Raw genomic sequence first — 18,509 nt, forward strand, 5'->3', positions numbered from 1 at the left:
TTCTGACCCGCTACTGCGCCGCGACCGCGCCGCCGGCGACGTCATCGACGAAGGCCAGGTCCGCGCGGACGAAGCCGAGCAGCAAGTCGGCGAGCGCCGGATAGAAGTCGAAGCGCGGCGCCGCCTGCCTGCAGCGCTCGGCAAAGCGCGGCAGCCAATCGACCAGGGCCACGCGCAGGAAGCTCGCCTGCTCGCGCGCCGCCGCCGCGAAGTCGTCGGCGCGCGCCGCCCTCTCCGCCAGGTCCGCCATCAGCGCCAGCGGCACGGCGAGATGATCCGCCGGCTCGCGGAAGCCCGGGTCGATCGCGAGCGCGCGTGCGGCGAGGAATTCGCGCATGCGCGCCTCTGCCGCGCCATAAAGCGGCGAGGCTGCCTCACCGCCCTCGTAAGCCGACGCATAGGGCAGCGCGCCGGCCTTGGCGTCGAGCAGGAAGAGCTGGGCGAAGTCGGCGGCGAGCTCCAGACGCGGCAGCGGCTCCGCGCACAGGGCGGCGATGGCCGTGTCGAGGCCTCGCACCTCGGCAGCAAGGCCGAGTTCGGCCAGCCCCGCGAAGGGGGCGAAACGCCCCTCCGCGAAGTGGGCGCGGAACAGCTCGTCGGACAGCTCCAGCGCGTACAGCCTGGAGAACCAGCCGTACAGCCGGCTGCGCTGAGCGCTCGCGAGCGTCCAATCGTCGCGACCGAAGTCGGCTTGCGGGTCGGCACTCATGACAGCTTCACCTCCCGGCCTTCGGGATCGACCTCGATCGGCCCGCCGAAGGACGTCACCCGCGGCGGCGTGCCGACGAACTTCTCGATCTGCACCAGGCAGGTGTTGGCGCTGGTGGCTTGCGCCAGGCTGGAGGTGCCGATGTCGATGGTCAGCGTGTTGGGGTCGCCGTAGGTGTCGAGGGCGCCGATCTCCGGCCCGGTCGGGCCGTACCAGGCGCCTTCCTGGATGCGCACCACGCCGCGCGGGAAGTTGTCCGACACGTGGGCGCCGGCCAGCAGCTGGCCGCGGTCGTTGAACACCCGCACCAGGTCACCATGCTTGATGCCGCGCGCCGCGGCGTCCTCGGGGCCGATGAACACCGGCTCACGCCCGCCGATGGCGTAGGTCTCGCGCAGCGGTTCGGATTCGCACAGCTGCGAGTGCAGGCGCTTGTCCGGGTGCACCGACTGCAGCCACAGCGGGAAGCGGTCGGAGCCGGGGCCGCCGTGCGAGCGCTCGGTCTTCTCCATCCACACCGGGTGGCCCTTGCAGTCGGCGTAGCCGTAGCGGTCGATCTTGCGGCTGAAGATCTCGATGAAGCCCGATGGCGTGCCGAGCGCGTTGACTTCGGCGTCGTCGCGGAAGTCGGCATGGCGCACCCAGGGCTTGCCCTCGGGGAACATTACGTAGCCCTTCTTCCAGAACTCGGCGAAGGGCGGCATGGCGATGTCCTTGAGGCCGTTTTCCTTGCGGCAGTCCTCGTAGATCTTTTCCACCCACTGCATCTCGTCCATGCCGCGGGTGTATTCGGCGTCGCGGTTGAAGCGGCGGGTGAGGCCGCGGAAGATCTCGAAGTCGGGGCGCGAGTGGAACAGCGGGTCGATGAGCTTTTGCATCGCGATGATGCCGCGGTTGCTGTACGAGCCGTAGCCGTCGAGGTCGTTGCGCTCGAAGGGGGTGCACGCCGGCAGCACGATGTCGGCGAAGCGGCAGGTGGCGGTCCAGTTGTAGTCGATGGCGACCACGGTCTCGAGCTTGCGCCAGGCTTCCTTCATGCGGTTGCGCTGGGGCTGACGGTGCCACTGGTTGCAGCCGCTGAAGATCGCCATCTTGTAGGGCGGCAGCTTGACCTTGCCGCCGTTGAAGTCGATCTCCTTGCCCGGCTCGAGCAGGGCGTCGATGACGCGCGCGATCGGCACCACCGCGCTGTAGCCCTTGTAGTCGGTGTTGTCGTGCTTGGGCTTGCGGCCGGGGTCGAGGTTGAGCGGGAAGGCGCCGGGCATGGCCGCGCCCGACGAGGACACGCCCACCGAGCTGTAGTGGTGCGCGTAGCTGATGCCGCCGCCGGGCAGGCCGATCTGGCCGAGCATGGCGGCGAGCACCGCGCCCATCCAGTAAGGCTGCTCGCCGTGCTGCTGGCGCTGCACCGCCCAGCCGAAGACGAGCTGGGTGCGGTGCTTCGCCATCAGGCGGGCGAGCTCGCGGATGCGCGCGGCGGGCACGCCGCAGATCTTCTCCGCCCACTCGGGCGTCTTCTCGACCTGGTCCTCGGTCTTGCCCTCGAGGTAGGGCAGGAACTGGTCGAAGCCCAGCGTGTAGGTGTCGAGGAACTTCTGGTCGTGCAGGCCTTCCTTGACCAGCGTGTGCGCGATGGCGAGCATCAGCGGCACGTCGGTCATCGGGTTGATGTACTGGTGCTCGGCGGCGCCGAGGTAGTTCAGCGTCTTGCTCTTGACCGGGTCGATGCAGATCACCTGGATCGCCTTGTCGGCGACCTTCTGCTTGAGTTGTTCGAAGTAGGCATAGGACTCGTGGGTCTCGGTGTTCCAGCCCACCTGCAGGTTCTTGACCGGGTCGTTGGCCCAGAACACGACGAGCTTGCTCTCCTTGAGGATCACGTCCCACGAGGTGCCTTGCGAGTACACCTCGGTCGAACCCAGCACGTAGGGCAGGATCATCTGCCCGGCGCCGGTCGAGTAGTCGCCGATGGTGCCGACGCTGCGGCCGTGCATGCCGATGCCGCGCACCATGTGGTTGCCGCAGCTATGCACCTGGCCGACCGAGCGCCAGCCCACGCCGGCAGTGTGCAGCGCCCACGGGCCGTAGTCCTTCTGCACGCGCTCGAGTTCTTCGTAGAACAGGTCGAGCGCCTCGTCCCAGCTCACGCGCACGAAGCGGTTGTCGCCGCGCTGGCTGGTGTCGCTGAGGTGGCGCTTGCGGTACCAGTCCAGGCGCACCATCGGGTAGCGGACGCGGGACGGGCTGTAGATCAGGCCGAGCAGGCCCTTGATCATCTCCGTCGGGTGCTTGTCGTGCTCGAAGGGGCGGATATCGACCACGCGGTCGCCGACCACTTTGGCGCGGATGGCGCCGAAGTGCGAGCCGGAGATCTTCCAGGTGGTGATGTCGTCGCTGACCGCGGCGGCCTCGCCGGCCGCCAGGGCGGACCGGCTGGTGAGCAGGCCGGGCGCGACCAGCGCGCTGCCCGACATGGCCGCCATGGCCTTGAGGAAACCTCGCCGAGAGTAGTTCATGGTGTTCAACTCCTGATCAGGGACGCGCGGTCTGCAGGGCGGCATCCGGCGAACCGGCGCCATGCGACTTGCTGAAATCGGACGAATGGGTCTGGAGGTACTTGAGCACCACGCGGGCGGTGTCGTCGTCCATGCTGGTGAAGCCGACCATGCCGCCGAAGAGGCCCGGCCAGGTGTTGGCGTCGAAGTGCGCTTCCTCGGGCTGGCGGTGGCACACGCTGCAGCTGCTGCTGTAGCTGGCGCGGGCGATCGACCACACCGGTTCGACGCTGTCGAGCACGCTGCCCTTGCGCATCCACGCGGTGGCGGTGACCTGCTGCCATTCGAGGCCGGTCATCGGGTCTTCCCTGGTGTCGCGCACCTTCACGAAGTTGGCATCCTGCGCGACTTCCTTGTCGAGCACGGCGCTGGTGATGTTGAGCCCGAAGTGGCTGTACCAGACGCGGCCATAGCCCTTGTTCTTGCGCCACAGGGCGAGTTCGACGCGCTGCGCGTCGCCCTTGGTCTCGAGCACCTTGACCTGGGTGGCGACCTCGATCGCGCCGATGCGCTGGGTCATGCCTTGGTCGGCGTAGAGCTCCTGCGGCACCACCAGGAAGTAGTCCTTGCCCGCATCCACGCTCTGCCCGGCGGCGGAGGACACCAGGGTGTCGAAGGCCGGGTTGCGCGCGCCCTTCATCTCGGGCAGCTGGTGGGCGATGCCCTTGTGGCAGTCGACGCAGCTCTGGTCGCGCTCGGCGGCCTTGCGCATCGCGACCTGCGAGGCCGGGCGCATCTTGTCGAAGTCCATGTCCTTGTAGTCATGGCAGGCGCGGCATTCCTTCGAGCCGTTGGCCGCGAAGCGCTTCCACTCGCGCTGCGCGAGCACGATGCGGTGCTCCTTGAACTTCTCGCGGGTGTCGATGGTGCCCAGCAACTGGCCCAGCACCTCGCGGCTGGCCTGCATCTTGCGCGCCACCTTATCGGTGAAGTCGTGCGGCACGTGGCAGTCCGGGCAGCGCGCACGCACGCCGGTGCGGTTGTTCCAGTGCACGGTCTTCTGCAGCTCGGGCAGCAGGTTGTCGTGCATGGTGTGGCAGCTGAGGCAGAAGGCTTCCTTGTTGGTGGCTTCCATGGCGGTGTTGAAGCCCTGCCAGGCCAGCACGCCGGCGATGAAGCCGCCGGTGACCAGCACGCCGAGGCCGATCCGTACCGATGGCTTAAGGAAGAGGTCCCGGAGGGACCGAAGTAACTTTTTCATGGTGTTGCTCCTGCGATGTGTTCGATGTCCTGGCTGGCGGTGTGCGCCGCGCAGCTTTGCGTCCTGCATGGAAGGATCAGGACGGCGGGCCGAAGAACAGGATTTGCAGGAACCAGACCACGAAACCATAGGCGGCGATCGCCAGCGTCATGGCGACGGGCAGGCCGACGAAGGCGAGCAGCAGGAACTTGCGCCACTCGCGGCCGCTGGCCCCGGACGCCGCCGGGACGGAATGCCCGCTTGTTGGATTGTTCACGTTCGAATCTCCGCGTTCAGGAATGCACCCGCTGCAAGCGTCGGGCCTTGCCCGCCCGCGAGGCGCGGGCGCAGTGCGGCAGGCGCGCTACAGCATGAATAACCACACCCGGATCATAGGCATGGGGTGTTAACGTCAAGCGGAGTTTTGTTAATGGCGCCTGCCCGCGCGTTAACGCGATTAACGCCTCGTCGCGTGCAGGCGCGGTGCGCGCTAGAAGTCGCAGCCCATGCGTCGATACAGGGTGTTGCGCGCGACGCCGAGATGGCGGGCGGCGGCGGAGAGGTTGCCGTCGAAGCGCTCCAGGGTGGCGCGGATGGTGGCGTCGTCGAGGTCCTTGGGCCGGCGGCCACGCACGGGCGCTGCCGGCACGGCGCCGGCGGGTGCCGGCTGCAGGCTGGCTGCACGACGCTCGACGGGCGCGCTGTCCGCCCCGTGCACGACCTCGTCCGGCAGATGGATCGGCAGGATGCGCGCCTCGTCCTCGTCGAGCAACGCCAGCGCAACCTCGAGCACGTTCTGCAGCTGGCGGATGTTGCCCGGCCAGGCATAGGCCTCGAGGATCGCCATCGCCGCCGCATCGACCTCGACGCGGGCCGGCTCCGGGTGGTTGGCGCTGCCGTCGATGAGTCGGCGTACGAGCACCCTCAGGTCCGAGCGCGCACGCAGCGGCGGCAGCTGCACGGTGAGACCGTTGACGCGGTAGTAGAGGTCTTCGCGGAAGCGCCCGGCCTTGACGCTCTCGCTCAGGACGCGGTGGGTGGCGCACAGCAGCGTGACGTCCACCGCCACCGGCTCGCTGGCGCCGACCGGCTGCACGCAGCGCTCCTGGAGCACGCGCAGCAGGCGGGCCTGCATCGCCAGCGGCATGTCGCCGATCTCGTCGAGGAAGAGCGTGCCGCCATGCGCCTGCTGGATGCGCCCGCTGGCGCCCTCCTTGCGCGCGCCGGTGAAGGCGCCGCCGACGTAGCCGAAGAGTTCGGATTCGATCAGGGTCTCGGGGATCGCCGCGCAGTTGACCGCGACGAAGGGGCCGTCGGCACGCGGCCCGCTGTTGTGGCAGGCGCGCGCGAGCAGTTCCTTGCCCGAGCCGGACTCACCCTGGATCAGCACCGGGATGTTGCGCCCGATGATCCTGGCGCAGCGGTCGAGCGCGAACTGCAGCCCGGCGTCGCCGGTGGCGAGCGTCTCCAGCGTGACCCGTGCGCGCGCCGAGCGCGAGGGATCGGGCGCCGCACGCGCCATCCGGCTCGCCGGCTGCGCGGCCTGCAGGCCGACATGCCAGGCCGGGCTCACCCGCACGCGCGCATACACCCGCGCCCCCGAGCGCAGCTCGAGCTCGATCAGCGCCCCCGGATCGCGGGCGGCCCGGCCGATGACGGTGCCGAAGCTGCTGCGAAAGAGGTTGCCGAACGCGCCCAGGCGCAAGGCGTGCGTGCGCTCCACCCCGAGCAGCATGCGCGCCTGGCGGTCGGCGGCGACGATCTCGCCGTCGGCATCCACCGCGAGCAGGCCCTCCTGCAGCCCGCCCACGCCCTCGGGCCGCGCGTGGAAGGCAAAGATGGCATGGCGGGCATGTTCGCTCTCGAACATGCGCCGCTCGACCAGGCGCACGCCCATGCGCGCGAGCCCGAGCGTGTGCGGCTGGTGATTGCGCTGGTCGCCCGAGATGTCGAGGGCGCCGAGCAGCTCGCCCCGGCAGTCGAGGATCGGCGCGGCGCTGCAGGTGAGCACGCCATTGCATTCAAGGTAATGCTCCGCGCCGAACACCTCCACCGGCGCGCGCTCGATCAGGGTGGCGCCGATCGCGTTGGTGCCGCGCTGACACTCGCTCCAGCTCGCCCCCGGCTGCAGGGCCACCCGGCTGGCGCGGTCGACGAAGGCCGGGTCGCCGATGCCATGCAGGATCAGGCCACTGGCGTCGGCGAGCAGGACCATGCTGCCCGATGCGCGGATCTGCTCGTAGAGATGTTCCATCACGCCGCCCGCGTGGTTGAGCAGCTCGGCGTTGCGCTCACGCGCCACCATGAGGTCGCCGCGCGTGGTGTTGGACGGCCGCGCACGCTCGCCGAGTTCGAGGCCGAGACGCAGGCAGCGCTCCCACGAGCGCAGCACCGGCGTGGCGACGCCACGCTCGGGCAGCTCGCCACGCTCCAGATAACGCCGCCGCAGCGACTCGATCGCCAGCGGCTCGCCGGCTCCGCTTGACCTGTCCGTCATCGTCCCGTCTCCACCCGCGGCCGGTGCGGCGCGCCCTTTCGCTGCCGCCGCCCGGCCGTCTCGTTGATCGTTTCCGGGCATTGACCCGGTCTGCCCGCATCCTGACGCACGCGCGCCTCGGCGCTCATGCAGGCTCGAACTCATGCAAGAACCGCGCCACCGATCGAGGATTTTCCCGCCTGCGATCGGACCGATGACCGCCTGCGCGCACAGGCAATCTGGGAAAATGCCGCCGCGCGGCCCACGGCCGCGCAAGGCACGCCGGTACACCCGGCCGATCTGAATATCGGCCGTCCGGCATGGCGACGCGCGTCGCCAACCCATCGTCGGGCGCATGCGCCCGGCCCATCAAGCCCCGGCGGCATCCCGCACCGGGGCGGCTCGAAAATCGGGAGAGCTCATGACGCAACACGACAATCAACACGCAGCGCCACCCACCGACCGCTCGCGCCGGCGCTTCATCCGGGCCGCGGGCGGACTCGCAGCCGCGACCGCGGCCGGCCCGGCGCTCGCGCAAGCACCCGCGGCCGATCCGGCGCCTGCCCGCACCCTGCCCTTCCTCATCGGCCGCAGCGGCGACACCCTGCTCGCGCGCGGCAAGAACCGCCGCGTCGTCATCTGCGGCGGCGGCTGGGGCGGCGTCACCGCCGCCAAATACCTGCGCCAGTACGCCCCCGAGCTCGAGGTCGTGCTGCTCGAGCGCAACCCGGTGTTCTTCTCCTGCCCGATGAGCAACAAGTGGCTCGTCGATCAGGTGGACATGCAGTTCCTCACCCACGACTACCTCGCCGTCTCCGAGAAGTACGACTACCGCTTCATCCAGACCGAGATCCTCGAGATCGAGCGCGACCGCAAGACGGTGGTCACCGCGGCCGGCGGCGTGCCCTACGACTACCTGATCCTCGCCCCCGGCATCCGCTACAACTACGAAGCCTGGTTCCCCAACGACCGCCGCATGGCCGAGGCCACGCGCGCGCGCTTCCCCGCGGCCTACATCCCCAACGCCGAGCACTTTCATCTCAAGAACGCGCTGCACGCCTTCAAGGGCGGCGACCTGGTGATGACCCTGCCCCCGCCGCCGCAGCGCTGCCCGCCCAGCCCCTACGAGCGCGCCTGCCTGATCGCCTCGATGTTCAAGCAGAAGAAGGTCCCGGGCCGCATCATCATCCTCGACCACAAGGACGGCGTGCGCCCGATCGGCCCCGGATTCCGCGCAGCCTTCGAGGAGTTGTACAAGGACATCATCACCTACGTGCCCAACGCACGCATCGAGGAGGTCGACCCGTTCAGGAAGGAGATCCGGACCGAAGCCGGCGACTTCCGCTTCGATCACGCCATCCTGATGGCGCCGCACCAGGCCGGCGACCTCGCCTGGAAGGCGGGCGTGGTGCCCGCGCCCGGCTCGGGGCGCCCCGGCGGCTGGGCCGACGTGGACCCGCTGTTCCTGCACGACCGCAACGACAAGGACGTGTATGTCATTGGTGATGCGGTGGGCTTCGTGTCGCCGCATTTCGCCTTCTATCCGAAGGCCGGCCACGTCGCCAACCGCCATGCACGCATCGTCGCGCGCTACATCGCCGAACGCGAGGCCGGGCGCGAACCGAGCTACATCCTGCCGGACAACCTGTGCTACATGATGGTGAATACCGCGCCGCAAGAGGGCATCTCGGTGCAGTTCGACTACAAGGTGAACGCCGAGGGCATCATCGAGCAGTCGCAGATGGACTTCAACGAGCGCACGGCGGCCACGGTCCCGGAGGATTTCAACTGGGCGCGGCTGATCTACGAGGACATGTTCACCTGAGCCCTGCACGAGGCTCGCGAGGGGTGCCGGCAGCACGGCCCCTCGCGGCCTGCGCACCCGGGCCGGCGTGCGCGAAGACCCGCGCTCAAGCCCGGCGCTGGCGGTCCTCGGCTTCGATCGCGGCGAATTCGGCGTCGGTGAACAGCCGCGAGCGGGTGTGGAAGGCCTTGCCGGTGTTGCCCTCGAGAGAGAAGGTGCCGCCGTGGCCGTCGACCACGTCGATGATGAGCTGGGTGTGCTTCCAGTATTCGTACTGCGAGGCGCTGATGTAGAAGGGCACGCCGCCGATGTGCCCGAGGTGCACATCGTAGGGGCCGATCGTCAGGTCGGTGGGCAGGTAGCAGTTGGCAGCGCTGTTGTCGCAGCAACCACCGGACTGGTGGAACATCAGGTCCGGGCCGTACTCGGCCTTGAGCTGCTCGATGAGCGCGAGCGCCGCGGGGGTGGCAGTGACGCGTTCGACCATGTCTTGCGCCTCCAGGCAGGAAAAAAACGGGGGCGGTTTCCCGCCCCCGCCAGGCAAAACCCGATGAGCCGGGCTTGGGGAGAGACTTGTCGATCAGAAGAAGCCGAGCTTGTTCTCGCTGTAGCTCACGAGCAGGTTCTTGGTCTGCTGGTAGTGGTCGAGCATGACCTTGTGCGTCTCGCGGCCGATGCCCGACTCCTTGTAGCCACCGAAGGCCGCGTGCGCCGGGTAGGCGTGGTAGCAGTTGGTCCACACGCGGCCGGCCTGGATGGCGCGGCCCATGCGGTAGGCGACGTTGCCGTTGCGGCTCCATACGCCGGCGCCCAGGCCGTACAGGGTGTCGTTGGCGATCTCGAGCGCCTCGGCCTCGTCCTTGAAGGTGGTCACCGCGAGCACCGGCCCGAAGATCTCCTCCTGGAAGATGCGCATCTTGTTGTGGCCCTTGAACAGCGTCGGCTGGATGTAGTAGCCGTCGGCCAGTTCGCCGCCGAGCTGTGCGCGCGCGCCGCCGATCAGCACCTGGGCGCCCTCTTCCTTGCCGAGCTTCAGATACGACTGGATCTTGCTCATCTGTTCAGAAGAGGCCTGCGCGCCCATCATGGTGTCGGTATCGAGCGGGCTGCCCTGCTTGATCGCGGCGACGCGCTTCAGCGCGCGCTCCATGAAGCGGTCGTAGATCGATTCCTGGATCAGCGCGCGGCTCGGGCAGGTGCACACCTCGCCCTGGTTGAAGGCGAACAGCACCAGGCCCTCGATCGCCTTGTCGAGGAAGGCGTCGTCCTTGTCCATGACGTCGGCGAAGAAGATGTTGGGCGACTTGCCGCCCAGCTCGAGCGTGGCCGGGATCAGGTTGTTGGCGGCGGCCTGGGCGATCACGCGGCCGGTGGAGGTGGAGCCGGTGAAGGCGATCTTGGCGATGCGCTTGCTGGTGGCGAGCGGCATGCCGGCCTCGCGTCCATAGCCGTTGACGATGTTGAGCACGCCCGGCGGCAGCAGGTCGGCGATCAGCTCCATCAGCACCAGGATCGAGATCGGGGTCGACTCGGCGGGCTTGAGCACCACGCAGTTGCCCGCACCCAGCGCCGGCGCCAGTTTCCACGCCGCCATCAGGATGGGGAAGTTCCACGGGATGATCTGGCCGACCACGCCCAGCGGCTCGTGGATGTGGTAGGCCATGGTGTTCTCGTCGATCTCCGAGATGCCGCCTTCCTGCGAGCGCAGGCAGCCGGCGAAGTAGCGGAAGTGGTCGACCGCGAGCGGGATGTCGGCGTTGAGCGTCTCGCGGATCGGCTTGCCGTTGTCGACGGTCTCGGCGTAGGCGAGCAACTCGAGGTTGGCCTCGAGGCGGTCGGCGATCTTGAGCAGGACGTTCGAGCGCGTGGTGGCGTCGGTCTTGCCCCACGTCGGGAAGGCGGCGTGCGCGGCGTCCAGCGCGAGCTCGATGTCCTCGGCGGTGGAGCGCGCGGCCTGGGTGTACTTGCAGCCGGTGATCGGCGTGATCACGTCGAAATACTGGCCCTTGACCGGGGCCACCCACTGGCCACCGATGAAGTTGTCGTAGCGGGTCTTGTACTGGAGCTTGGCGTCGGCGTGGCCGGGCAGTGCATACAGCATGGTGTCGTCTCCTCGATCTCTAAGGTGTGCGGGCAGGTCGCCACGGTTTTTACTCAGCAGGACCCGTGCCAGTCATGGAGGTCCTTGTTTTTCCGTGACTTGCGCCCTGTTTCGGGCGCCTGTGGTGCTCATGAAATATGAATCGGATTGCCCGGACTGCTCCATATGCTCCATAAATCCGGGATTAATGGAGCAGCCCGGAGAAGGGCTCAGAAGAACAGGATGCCGCCGAGCGAAATCGTCCGCGTCTTGAGGTCGCCGGGGAACAGGTCCGCACCCTCGCCCTTCTCCTGGTTGTATTCGCCGACCAGGGTGATGTACTTGTTCAGGCTGTGGTACACGCCTACGGTGGCCGAGCGGAAGGTGTTGGTGTCGGTGAGCAGGCCGCCGCGGTCGCGGTTCTCGCCGAAGTTGAGGCCGAACTTGGTCTTGCCGACGGTGTAGGTGCCCTGCAGGAAGTAGCCCTTGCCGTCGGTCTTGGCGAAGGGCGACAGGTAGAGCGCCCCGACGGTGGACAGGCCCAGGCCGCTGGCATCGAAACCGTAGGCCACGAACTCGAACGCACCGAGGCCGACCTTGGCGCCGAGCTCAAAGCCGCTGGCATTGAAGCTGCCCGCCCCGCTCGTGCGCTGGTGGATCGCGCCCGCCCACAGCGAACCTTTCGCGGCGCCCGCCTCCCAGTCGTAGTTGGCCATCGCCTGGAAACCGGGATCCTTGGTCTCGTCGCCGGCGAACTTGTTCGGATCGAAGATCCCGAACGAAGCCGACAGCCCGCCCATCGCCGGCGTGGTGTAGGTGATCTGCGGCTGGAAGCCGGTGTACATGTAGCCGTGGCCGATCATGCCGAAGGTGGTGTTGAAGGGCGTGGAGGCGTAGCTGTTGCCGCCCAGGCCAAGCAGGGTCATGTCGGACAGGATGATCTTCTGCCCGAACAGGCCGATGTCGCGACCGAGCTTCACCGTCCCCCACTCCTGGTTGCCGAACTGGAAGTACAGGTTGCGCGTGTCGATCTGGGTGAAGGGGCTGTCGCAGCCGGTGGCCCCGCCGCAGCCCGGGTCGCTCGGCAGGCCGACCACGTCCGACTTGTCGTTGATGCCAGGGGCGAAGCCGACGTGGGCCTTGATGTCCAGGCCGTCGACCTTGGTGGTGAACACGAAGTTGATCCAGCCCGGCAGCAGGCCGTTGGTGAGCGCGGAATTGGTCGTCTTGACGCCGTTGGCCTCGGCGGTGCGGTGCGAGTAGAAGCCGTTGACGGTGCCGTTGATGTCGAGCGTGGCGTCGCCCTGGGAAAAACTGATCGCCTGCGCCGAGCCGGCGCCGAAGCCGAGCAGCGCGGCAGCGATGCTGGCGGGCAGCAGACGGCGCGCGGTACGCAGGGGGCGAGCGATGGCGGTGGTGTTGGAATGCATGGATGGCTCCTCGAATGGTCGTTTTCTCTTGACTCCTCCGACCCGGCCGCGCGGCGGCCAGGCTGGAAGCGCCTTGCGCAAACCCTGTGCCACTCGCGGCAAAACACCGCAAAATGCGGCTTTCCGCCGCATTTACCCCATCCAGGGTGTTCAACATGCTCCAATAGCCACCTGCCCGCGATGATCCGGAACGGTGCGTCGTGGAACAGCGCATGCGGTCGCTCCGCCGCATCGGACGCCCTCGACAGCCTTTCCCTCGGCCCGGACATGGCCCTGGCCGCCCTCACCGCACGCTGCCTCGGCGAGCGCTCCCGACAACCCGATGAACCCTAACGCTGCACACATGACCTCGCCCGCCCACGCCTCTCCCGCACGCTACCCCCTCGCGATCATCGGCGCCGGCGCCCTCGGCCTGCACTTCGCCGCGCGCCTGGCGGGCGCGGTCCCGGTGGCGGTGGTCGCGCGCGATGCCGAGCGTGCGGCGCATCTGCGCGCCGGTGTCGAGGTCGGCGGCCAGCCCTTCCGAGCAGATGCCTTCGCCGCAACGCGGCCTCCGCTTGCCGACTGGCTGATCGTGCTGGTGAAAGCTGGCGACACCGCCGCTGCCGCGGCGATTGCCGAGCGCATGCAGCCAGTCGGCGTGCTGTCACTGCAGAACGGGCTTACCGGCGATCTCCTGCGCGCGCACTGCCGGGCGGCGCTCGTCGACCAGGGCATCACCACCGAGGGCGCCTACCGCGAGCGCACGGCCGCGGGCGAGCGGGTGCAGCCCTCGGGCGCAGGCGAGACCCTGCTGCCGCCCGGGTTCGAAGCGGTAGCGGAGATGCTGGTACGTGCCGGCCTGCGCGCCCGGGTCGAACCCGACATCGCGCGCGCGCGGCTGGCAAAGCTGCTGGTTAACGTGGCCATCAACCCGCTGGCGGCGATTCACCGCGTGCCCAACGGCGCCCTTCTCGAGCCGCCCTACCGCGCCGCGCTGGACGAGCTTGTGCGCGAAGCCTGGCCGGTGCTGCGCACCGAAGGCCTTGCACTCGATCTCGACGCGGCGCTCGCCCGCGTGCACGCGGTCGCCGCGGCAACCGCCGCCAACCGCGCCAGCATGCTGCAGGACGTGCTCGCCGGTCGTCGCACCGAAATCGACGCGATCACCGGCGCCCTGCTGCGCATGGCGGAAGCGGGCGGTTTCGAGGTCCCTGCCCACCGGGCCATGCATGCCCTCGTGCGCAGAATCGAGCACGCTGCGTTTGACAGCCCCGAGGGGCGCGGCTAACCTCGCGCCCTGTTCATGGTTGCCTGCCGATACCGGCAGGCATGAAAAGGGAATCCGGTGCCGCGCCCAGCGCGAATCCCGGAGCTGCCCCCGCAACTGTAATCGGCGAGTCTTGCGCCCTCTCTGCCACTGGAGATCCTCCGGGAAGGCCGACGCAAGGCGACGACCCGTGAGCCAGGAGACCTGCCATGCACATCACCTTCAACAGTTTGGGGCGGGGTGTCCCTGACAAGAGGCATGGCTCACACCATTTCACTTGCACGCTTTCCTGACGGCTCGGCCACGTCGCATGACATGTTCATGCGCCTGAGGCATTGCGCCCGCTCGTCGGAGATCCGCCCCGCCTGCACCGGATCTCCACCATGCACGCATCTGCCCGCCTCGCCCCCGTCGCGCTCGCCGCGGCGCCGAATCCACCCGCGCCCGCCGCAGCCTCCCGGCATGTCGCCGCACGCCCGCTGCTGCGCTTCGGCGCTGCCGACGCAGCGCGCATCCGTGCCCACCTGCTCGGCCTCGATGCCGACGACCGACTGCTGCGTTTCAGCCATGGCATCCGCGACGAAGGCATCGCCGCCTATGTCGACGCACTCGATTTCGCGCGCGATCACGTCCATGGGCTATGCAACACGCAGGGCGAGATCGTCGCGCTCGCCCATGTCGGCGTGCGCGAAGGCGAGGTCGACTTCGGACTGAGCGTCAGCCCTGCGCTGCGCCAGCGCGGCCTGGGCCGTGCGCTGTTCGTACACGTGATCGCGCTGGCGCGCGCCCTCGACGCCGCCCGCATCGTCTGTCACAGCGTCAGCCCTGCAGTGCTGCACATGGCCGCCGCGAGCGGCTTCCGCCGCCCCGGTGGCCGGCTCACCGCGCCGCTCGTGCTGGAGTTGCAGAGCGCGCGAGACGCCATACCCGCTCACCGGCACGCGCCTCATCCTGCGCCGGACGCCCAGGCCGCCCCGCGCACTGCTGCCTGAACGGCAGCCTTCCCGACAGCATCGCCCCGCCCACATTCACGAACGAGGACCACCTGTGGACCGACTCCCTGCCCAGAAACGCCCCGACACCCTCCAGTACGACGCCTTCCAGGTCATCCGTCGCAACGGCGCGGCGGTCGCCTTCGACCCGGCCAAGATCGCCGTCGCCATGAACAAGGCCTTCCTCGCCGTCGAAGGCAGCCAGGGCGCGGCCTCCTCGCGCGTGCGCGAACTCGTGGCCCGCCTCACCGACACCGTGGTCGGCGCCCTCACCCGCCGCCTGCCCGACGGTGGCCTGCTGCACATCGAGGACATCCAGGACCAGGTCGAGCTGGCCCTGATGCGCTCGGGCGAGCACGACGTCGCCCGCGCCTACGTGCTCTACCGCGAACGCCGCGCCGCCGAGCGCGCCGCGCAGCAGGGCACGGCGGCACAGGCGGGCGCCGCCGACCCGGTGCTGCAGGTCGTCGACGGCGAAGCGCGCCGCCCGCTCGACCGCGCCGCCCTGCTCGCCATGTGCCGCGAAGCGTGCGCGGGGCTGGACGGGGTATGCGCCGACACCGTGCTCGAGCACGCCGTGCGCAACCTCTACGACGGCGTGCCCATCGCCGCCGTGCGCCAGGCCCTGGTGCTGGCGGCGCGCACGCTGATCGAGCGCGAGCCGGACTACGGCCGCGTCGCCGCCCGCCTGCTGCTGTCGGCGATCCGCGTCGAGGTGCTCGGGCGCGAGACCTCGCAGGCCGACATGGCCGACCCCGATCGAGGCTATGCCGCCTGCCTGCCCGCCTTCATCCGCGCGGGCATCGCGGCCGAGCTGCTCGACCCACGGCTGGCCGACTTCGACCTCGCCCGCCTGGCAGCGGCGATCCAGCCCGAGCGCGACCTGCAGTTCGACTACCTCGGCCTGCAGACCCTGTACGACCGCTACTTCCTGCATGTCGACTGCCGCCGCATCGAGCTGCCGCAGACCTTCTTCATGCGCGTGGCGATGGGCCTGGCGATCAACGAGATCGACCGCGAGGCACAGGCGATCGCGTTCTACGAGCTGCTGTCGAGCTTCGATTTCATGAGCAGCACGCCGACGCTGTTCAACAGCGGCACCCGCCATGCGCAACTGTCGTCCTGCTACCTGACGACGGTGGCCGACAGCCTCGAGGACATCTACCAGTCGATCAAGGAAAACGCCCTGCTGCAGAAGTTCGCCGGCGGCCTGGGCAACGACTGGACCCCGGTGCGCGCGCTCGGCAGCCGCATCAAGGGCACCAATGGCCACAGTCAGGGCGTGATCCCCTTCCTGAAGGTAGTCAACGACACCGCGGTGGCGGTGAACCAGGGCGGCAAGCGCAAGGGCGCGGTGTGCGCTTACCTCGAGACCTGGCACCTCGACATCGAGGAGTTTCTCGAACTGCGAAAGAACACCGGCGACGAGCGCCGCCGCACGCACGACATGAACACCGCGAACTGGATTCCCGACCTGTTCATGAAGCGCGTGCTGGAGAACGCCGAATGGACGCTGTTCTCGCCGGCCGACGTGCCCGACCTGCACGAGCGCTACGGCCAGGACTTCGAGGCGGCCTACTGCGCGTATGAGGAGAAGGCCGAGCGCGGCGAGATCCGCCTCTTCAAGCGCCTGCCGGCGCTCCAGCTGTGGCGCAAGATGCTGACCATGCTGTTCGAGACCGGGCATCCGTGGATCACCTTCAAGGACGCCTGCAACCTGCGCTCGCCGCAGCAGCACGTGGGCGTGGTGCATGGCTCGAACCTGTGCACCGAGATCACGCTCAACACCTCGGCCGACGAGACCGCGGTGTGCAACCTCGGCTCGGTGAACCTGCCCGCCCATCTGGTGCGCGACGGCGACGGGCGCTGGACGCTCAACCCCGACAAGCTGCAGCGCACCGTGCGCGTCGCGATGCGCCTGCTCGACAACGTCATCGACCTCAACTACTACGCCACGCCCAAGGCGCGCGCCGCCAACCTGCGCCACCGCCCGGTGGGCCTGGGCATCATGGGCTTTGCCGACGCCTTGCACATGATGGGCCTGGCCTACGCTTCGGACGCCGCGGTCGAGTTCGCCGACCGCTCGATGGAAGCCGTCTGCCACGCCGCCTACTGGACCTCGACCGAACTCGCCGAGGCGCGCGGGCCGTACTCCAGCTTCCGCGGCAGCCTGTGGGATCGCGGCATCCTGCCGCAGGACAGCCTCGCGCTGCTGGCCGAGGGTCGTGGCCACCTCGGCAACACCGGTGCCGACGCCGGCGGCGGCGCCCTGCTCGAGGTCGACCGCTCCTCGGCGCTCGACTGGGGTCCGTTGCGCGAGCGCATCGCCCGCCACGGCATGCGCAACGCGAACTGCGTCGCCATCGCGCCGACCGCGACCATCTCCAACATCGTCGGCGTGTCGGCGTCGATCGAGCCCGACTACCAGAACCTGTACGTCAAATCCAACCTGTCGGGCGAATTCACCGTGGTCAATGCGCATCTCGTGCGCGAGCTGAAGGCGCTCGGCCTGTGGGACGAAGTGATGGTGGCCGACCTCAAGTACTTCGACGGCTCGCTCGCCCCGATCGAGCGCATCCCGGCCGAGCTCAAGGCGCGCTACGCCACCGCGTTCGAGATCGCGCCTCAGTGGTTGATCGAGGCCGCCTCGCGCCGCCAGAAGTGGATCGACCAGGCCCAGTCGCTGAACCTCTACGTCGCCGGCGCCTCGGGCCGCAAGCTCGACGAGCTCTACCGCCTGGCCTGGCTGCGCGGACTGAAGACCACCTACTACCTGCGCACGCTGGGCGCCACCGCCATGGAGAAGGCCGGCACCGCCGCGGCAACCGTCGCCCACGCGGACCCGGCGCCCAGGGCATGCTCCATCCTCGATCCCGACTGCGAGGCCTGCCAATGACCGCCTTCTTCGACGACTGGGACACCCCCGCCCCCCCTGCCGCGACCGGGTCCGCGAGCACCGCGCGGGCGCCGGTGCGCGCCGCCGACAAGCGCATCGTCAACGGCCAGGGCGACATCAACCAGCTCGCGCCCTTCAAGTACCCCTGGGCCTGGGAGTTCTTCCTCAACGCCAACAGGAACCACTGGACGCCGCTGGAGATCTCCATGGCGCAGGACGTGCACGACTACCACCATCGCCTGACCCCGGCCGAGCGCCATGTGTTCGAGAACGTGCTGTCCTACCTCACCACCTCGGACATCCTCGCCATGCGCAACATCGGCCTGGCGGTGATGGAGAAGATGAGCGCGCCCGAGCTGCAGATCTACCAGGCGCGTCAGGTGTATGAGGAGGCCCTGCATACCTGGACCTACCAGCACTGCATCGAGAGCCTGGGCCTGGACCAGCAGGAGATCTACAACCGCTACCGCGTCGTGCCCGCGATCCACGGCAAGATCGCCCTCGCCAACCGTCGGCTCGAGCGCGTGATGCGGGCCGACTTCGACCTCGGCGAGCGCGACAAGCTGCACGAATTCGCGCTCTCCTACCTCTTCTTCGCTGCCATCTTCGAGGGGTGCTGGTTCTACAACGGCTTCACCCCCATCTTCGCGCTGCAGCGGCGCGGGCTGATGAAGGGCACGGCGGAGCAGCTGCAGTACATCATGCGCGACGAGGTGCTGCACTGCGCCTTCGGCATCCGCACCGTGCGCACGCTGATCGCCGAGGAGAACCTGCAGCTCGACCCGGCGGCGCTTGCCCGCCTCTGGGACGAAGCCGAGGCCGCCGAGGCCGCCTATGCCGGCTACCTGCTGCGCGAGCCCATCCTCGGCTACTCGGCCGCGCAGCACATGGGCCAGTTCCGCTACATCGCCAACCGCCGGGCCCGCCAGCTCGGGCTGGCCGAACCCTTCCCCGGCGCGGAGAACGTGCTGCCCTGGCTGGACGAGCAGGCCAACCTGCGCAAGGAGAAGAACTTCTTCGAGACGCGGGTCACCGAGTATCAGACCGGCGGCGCGCTCAGCTGGGAGTGAGCGGATGCGGGTGGGGGCGCGTGCGGCGCGCGCCCCACCCGCCCGGCAGCCTGCGCGCTGCGCTCAGC

The 18,509-nt window shown here is 68.8% G+C and carries 13 protein-coding genes and 1 riboswitch; of the genes, 5 read left to right on the top strand and 8 right to left on the bottom strand.

Translation table 11 applies throughout. The annotated features are described in order from the left end of the window. Nucleotides 1–10: 10 nt before the first annotated feature. From torD to AAG895_RS13320, 5 genes are all read right to left on the bottom strand, one after another. Nucleotides 11–709, bottom strand: a complete 699-nt coding sequence (gene torD / locus AAG895_RS13300) for a molecular chaperone TorD (RefSeq protein WP_345792486.1) — start codon at nucleotides 707–709, stop codon at nucleotides 11–13. Continuing rightward, nucleotides 706–3,225, bottom strand: coding sequence for a trimethylamine-N-oxide reductase TorA (gene torA / locus AAG895_RS13305; RefSeq protein ID WP_345792487.1), 2,520 nt, complete (start codon nucleotides 3,223–3,225; stop codon nucleotides 706–708). Before torA ends, torD begins: the two co-directional genes overlap by 4 nt. Before the next feature lie 16 nt (nucleotides 3,226–3,241). Further along, nucleotides 3,242–4,465, bottom strand: a complete 1,224-nt coding sequence (torC, locus tag AAG895_RS13310; RefSeq protein WP_345792488.1) for a pentaheme c-type cytochrome TorC — start codon at nucleotides 4,463–4,465, stop codon at nucleotides 3,242–3,244. A 76-nt stretch (nucleotides 4,466–4,541) separates the two neighbouring features. Beyond that, entirely contained in the window at nucleotides 4,542–4,721 is a 180-nt protein-coding gene (locus AAG895_RS13315) for a hypothetical protein (RefSeq protein WP_345792489.1), read from the bottom strand. 213 nt (nucleotides 4,722–4,934) lie between these two features. Continuing rightward, complete coding sequence (locus tag AAG895_RS13320) at nucleotides 4,935–6,941, bottom strand: sigma-54-dependent Fis family transcriptional regulator (protein ID WP_345792490.1); 2,007 nt, start codon at nucleotides 6,939–6,941, stop codon at nucleotides 4,935–4,937. Between the two features lie 400 nt (nucleotides 6,942–7,341). Here AAG895_RS13320 and AAG895_RS13325 point away from each other — a divergent pair, with 400 nt between their 5' ends. Further along, on the top strand, nucleotides 7,342–8,745 hold the full coding sequence (locus AAG895_RS13325; RefSeq protein ID WP_345792491.1) for an FAD/NAD(P)-binding oxidoreductase: 1,404 nt from the start codon (nucleotides 7,342–7,344) through the stop codon (nucleotides 8,743–8,745). 85 nt (nucleotides 8,746–8,830) lie between these two features. Here AAG895_RS13325 and AAG895_RS13330 read toward each other — a convergent pair whose 3' ends face one another. From AAG895_RS13330 to AAG895_RS13340, 3 genes are all read right to left on the bottom strand, one after another. Further along, nucleotides 8,831–9,211, bottom strand: coding sequence for a DUF779 domain-containing protein (locus tag AAG895_RS13330; RefSeq protein WP_345792492.1), 381 nt, complete (start codon nucleotides 9,209–9,211; stop codon nucleotides 8,831–8,833). A 93-nt stretch (nucleotides 9,212–9,304) separates the two neighbouring features. After that, on the bottom strand, nucleotides 9,305–10,825 hold the full coding sequence (gene adh / locus AAG895_RS13335) for an aldehyde dehydrogenase (RefSeq protein ID WP_345792493.1): 1,521 nt from the start codon (nucleotides 10,823–10,825) through the stop codon (nucleotides 9,305–9,307). Nucleotides 10,826–11,034: 209 nt separating this feature from the next. Continuing rightward, the gene (locus tag AAG895_RS13340; protein ID WP_345792494.1) at nucleotides 11,035–12,234 is read right to left on the bottom strand and encodes a porin; all 1,200 of its coding nucleotides are present in this window, start codon (nucleotides 12,232–12,234) and stop codon (nucleotides 11,035–11,037) included. A 322-nt stretch (nucleotides 12,235–12,556) separates the two neighbouring features. On the opposite strand from AAG895_RS13340, the gene AAG895_RS13345 reads away from it, so the two are divergent. From AAG895_RS13345 to AAG895_RS13360, 4 genes are all read left to right on the top strand, one after another. Continuing rightward, nucleotides 12,557–13,504 (top strand): 2-dehydropantoate 2-reductase, encoded by a 948-nt coding sequence (locus AAG895_RS13345; RefSeq protein WP_345792495.1) that lies wholly within the window; start codon nucleotides 12,557–12,559, stop codon nucleotides 13,502–13,504. Continuing rightward, nucleotides 13,504–13,710, top strand: a riboswitch (cobalamin riboswitch). (Overlaps the previous gene by 1 nt.) 156 nt (nucleotides 13,711–13,866) lie before the next feature. Next, nucleotides 13,867–14,475, top strand: coding sequence for a GNAT family N-acetyltransferase (locus AAG895_RS13350; protein ID WP_345792496.1), 609 nt, complete (start codon nucleotides 13,867–13,869; stop codon nucleotides 14,473–14,475). A gap of 55 nt (nucleotides 14,476–14,530) precedes the next feature. Beyond that, nucleotides 14,531–17,371 carry a ribonucleoside-diphosphate reductase subunit alpha gene (locus tag AAG895_RS13355; protein WP_345792497.1) on the top strand — a complete coding sequence of 947 codons (2,841 nt, stop codon included), beginning with the start codon at nucleotides 14,531–14,533 and terminating at the stop codon, nucleotides 17,369–17,371. Beyond that, nucleotides 17,368–18,441 (top strand): ribonucleotide-diphosphate reductase subunit beta, encoded by a 1,074-nt coding sequence (locus tag AAG895_RS13360; protein WP_345792498.1) that lies wholly within the window; start codon nucleotides 17,368–17,370, stop codon nucleotides 18,439–18,441. Before AAG895_RS13355 ends, AAG895_RS13360 begins: the two co-directional genes overlap by 4 nt. The last annotated feature ends 68 nt before the right edge of the window (nucleotides 18,442–18,509 follow it).

The organism is Thauera sp. JM12B12, assembly GCF_039614725.1.
GTDB lineage: Bacteria > Pseudomonadota > Gammaproteobacteria > Burkholderiales > Rhodocyclaceae > Thauera.

Coding starts and splice junctions, on each gene's coding strand:
- torD (WP_345792486.1), bottom strand. CDS start 709: ATGAGTGCCGACCCGCAAGCCGACTTCGGTCGCGACGATTGGACGCTC.
- torA (WP_345792487.1), bottom strand. CDS start 3,225: ATGAACTACTCTCGGCGAGGTTTCCTCAAGGCCATGGCGGCCATGTCG.
- torC (WP_345792488.1), bottom strand. CDS start 4,465: ATGAAAAAGTTACTTCGGTCCCTCCGGGACCTCTTCCTTAAGCCATCG.
- AAG895_RS13320 (WP_345792490.1), bottom strand. CDS start 6,941: ATGACGGACAGGTCAAGCGGAGCCGGCGAGCCGCTGGCGATCGAGTCG.
- AAG895_RS13325 (WP_345792491.1), top strand. CDS start 7,342: ATGACGCAACACGACAATCAACACGCAGCGCCACCCACCGACCGCTCG.
- AAG895_RS13330 (WP_345792492.1), bottom strand. CDS start 9,211: ATGGTCGAACGCGTCACTGCCACCCCCGCGGCGCTCGCGCTCATCGAG.
- adh (WP_345792493.1), bottom strand. CDS start 10,825: ATGCTGTATGCACTGCCCGGCCACGCCGACGCCAAGCTCCAGTACAAG.
- AAG895_RS13340 (WP_345792494.1), bottom strand. CDS start 12,234: ATGCATTCCAACACCACCGCCATCGCTCGCCCCCTGCGTACCGCGCGC.
- AAG895_RS13345 (WP_345792495.1), top strand. CDS start 12,557: ATGAACCCTAACGCTGCACACATGACCTCGCCCGCCCACGCCTCTCCC.
- AAG895_RS13350 (WP_345792496.1), top strand. CDS start 13,867: ATGCACGCATCTGCCCGCCTCGCCCCCGTCGCGCTCGCCGCGGCGCCG.
- AAG895_RS13360 (WP_345792498.1), top strand. CDS start 17,368: ATGACCGCCTTCTTCGACGACTGGGACACCCCCGCCCCCCCTGCCGCG.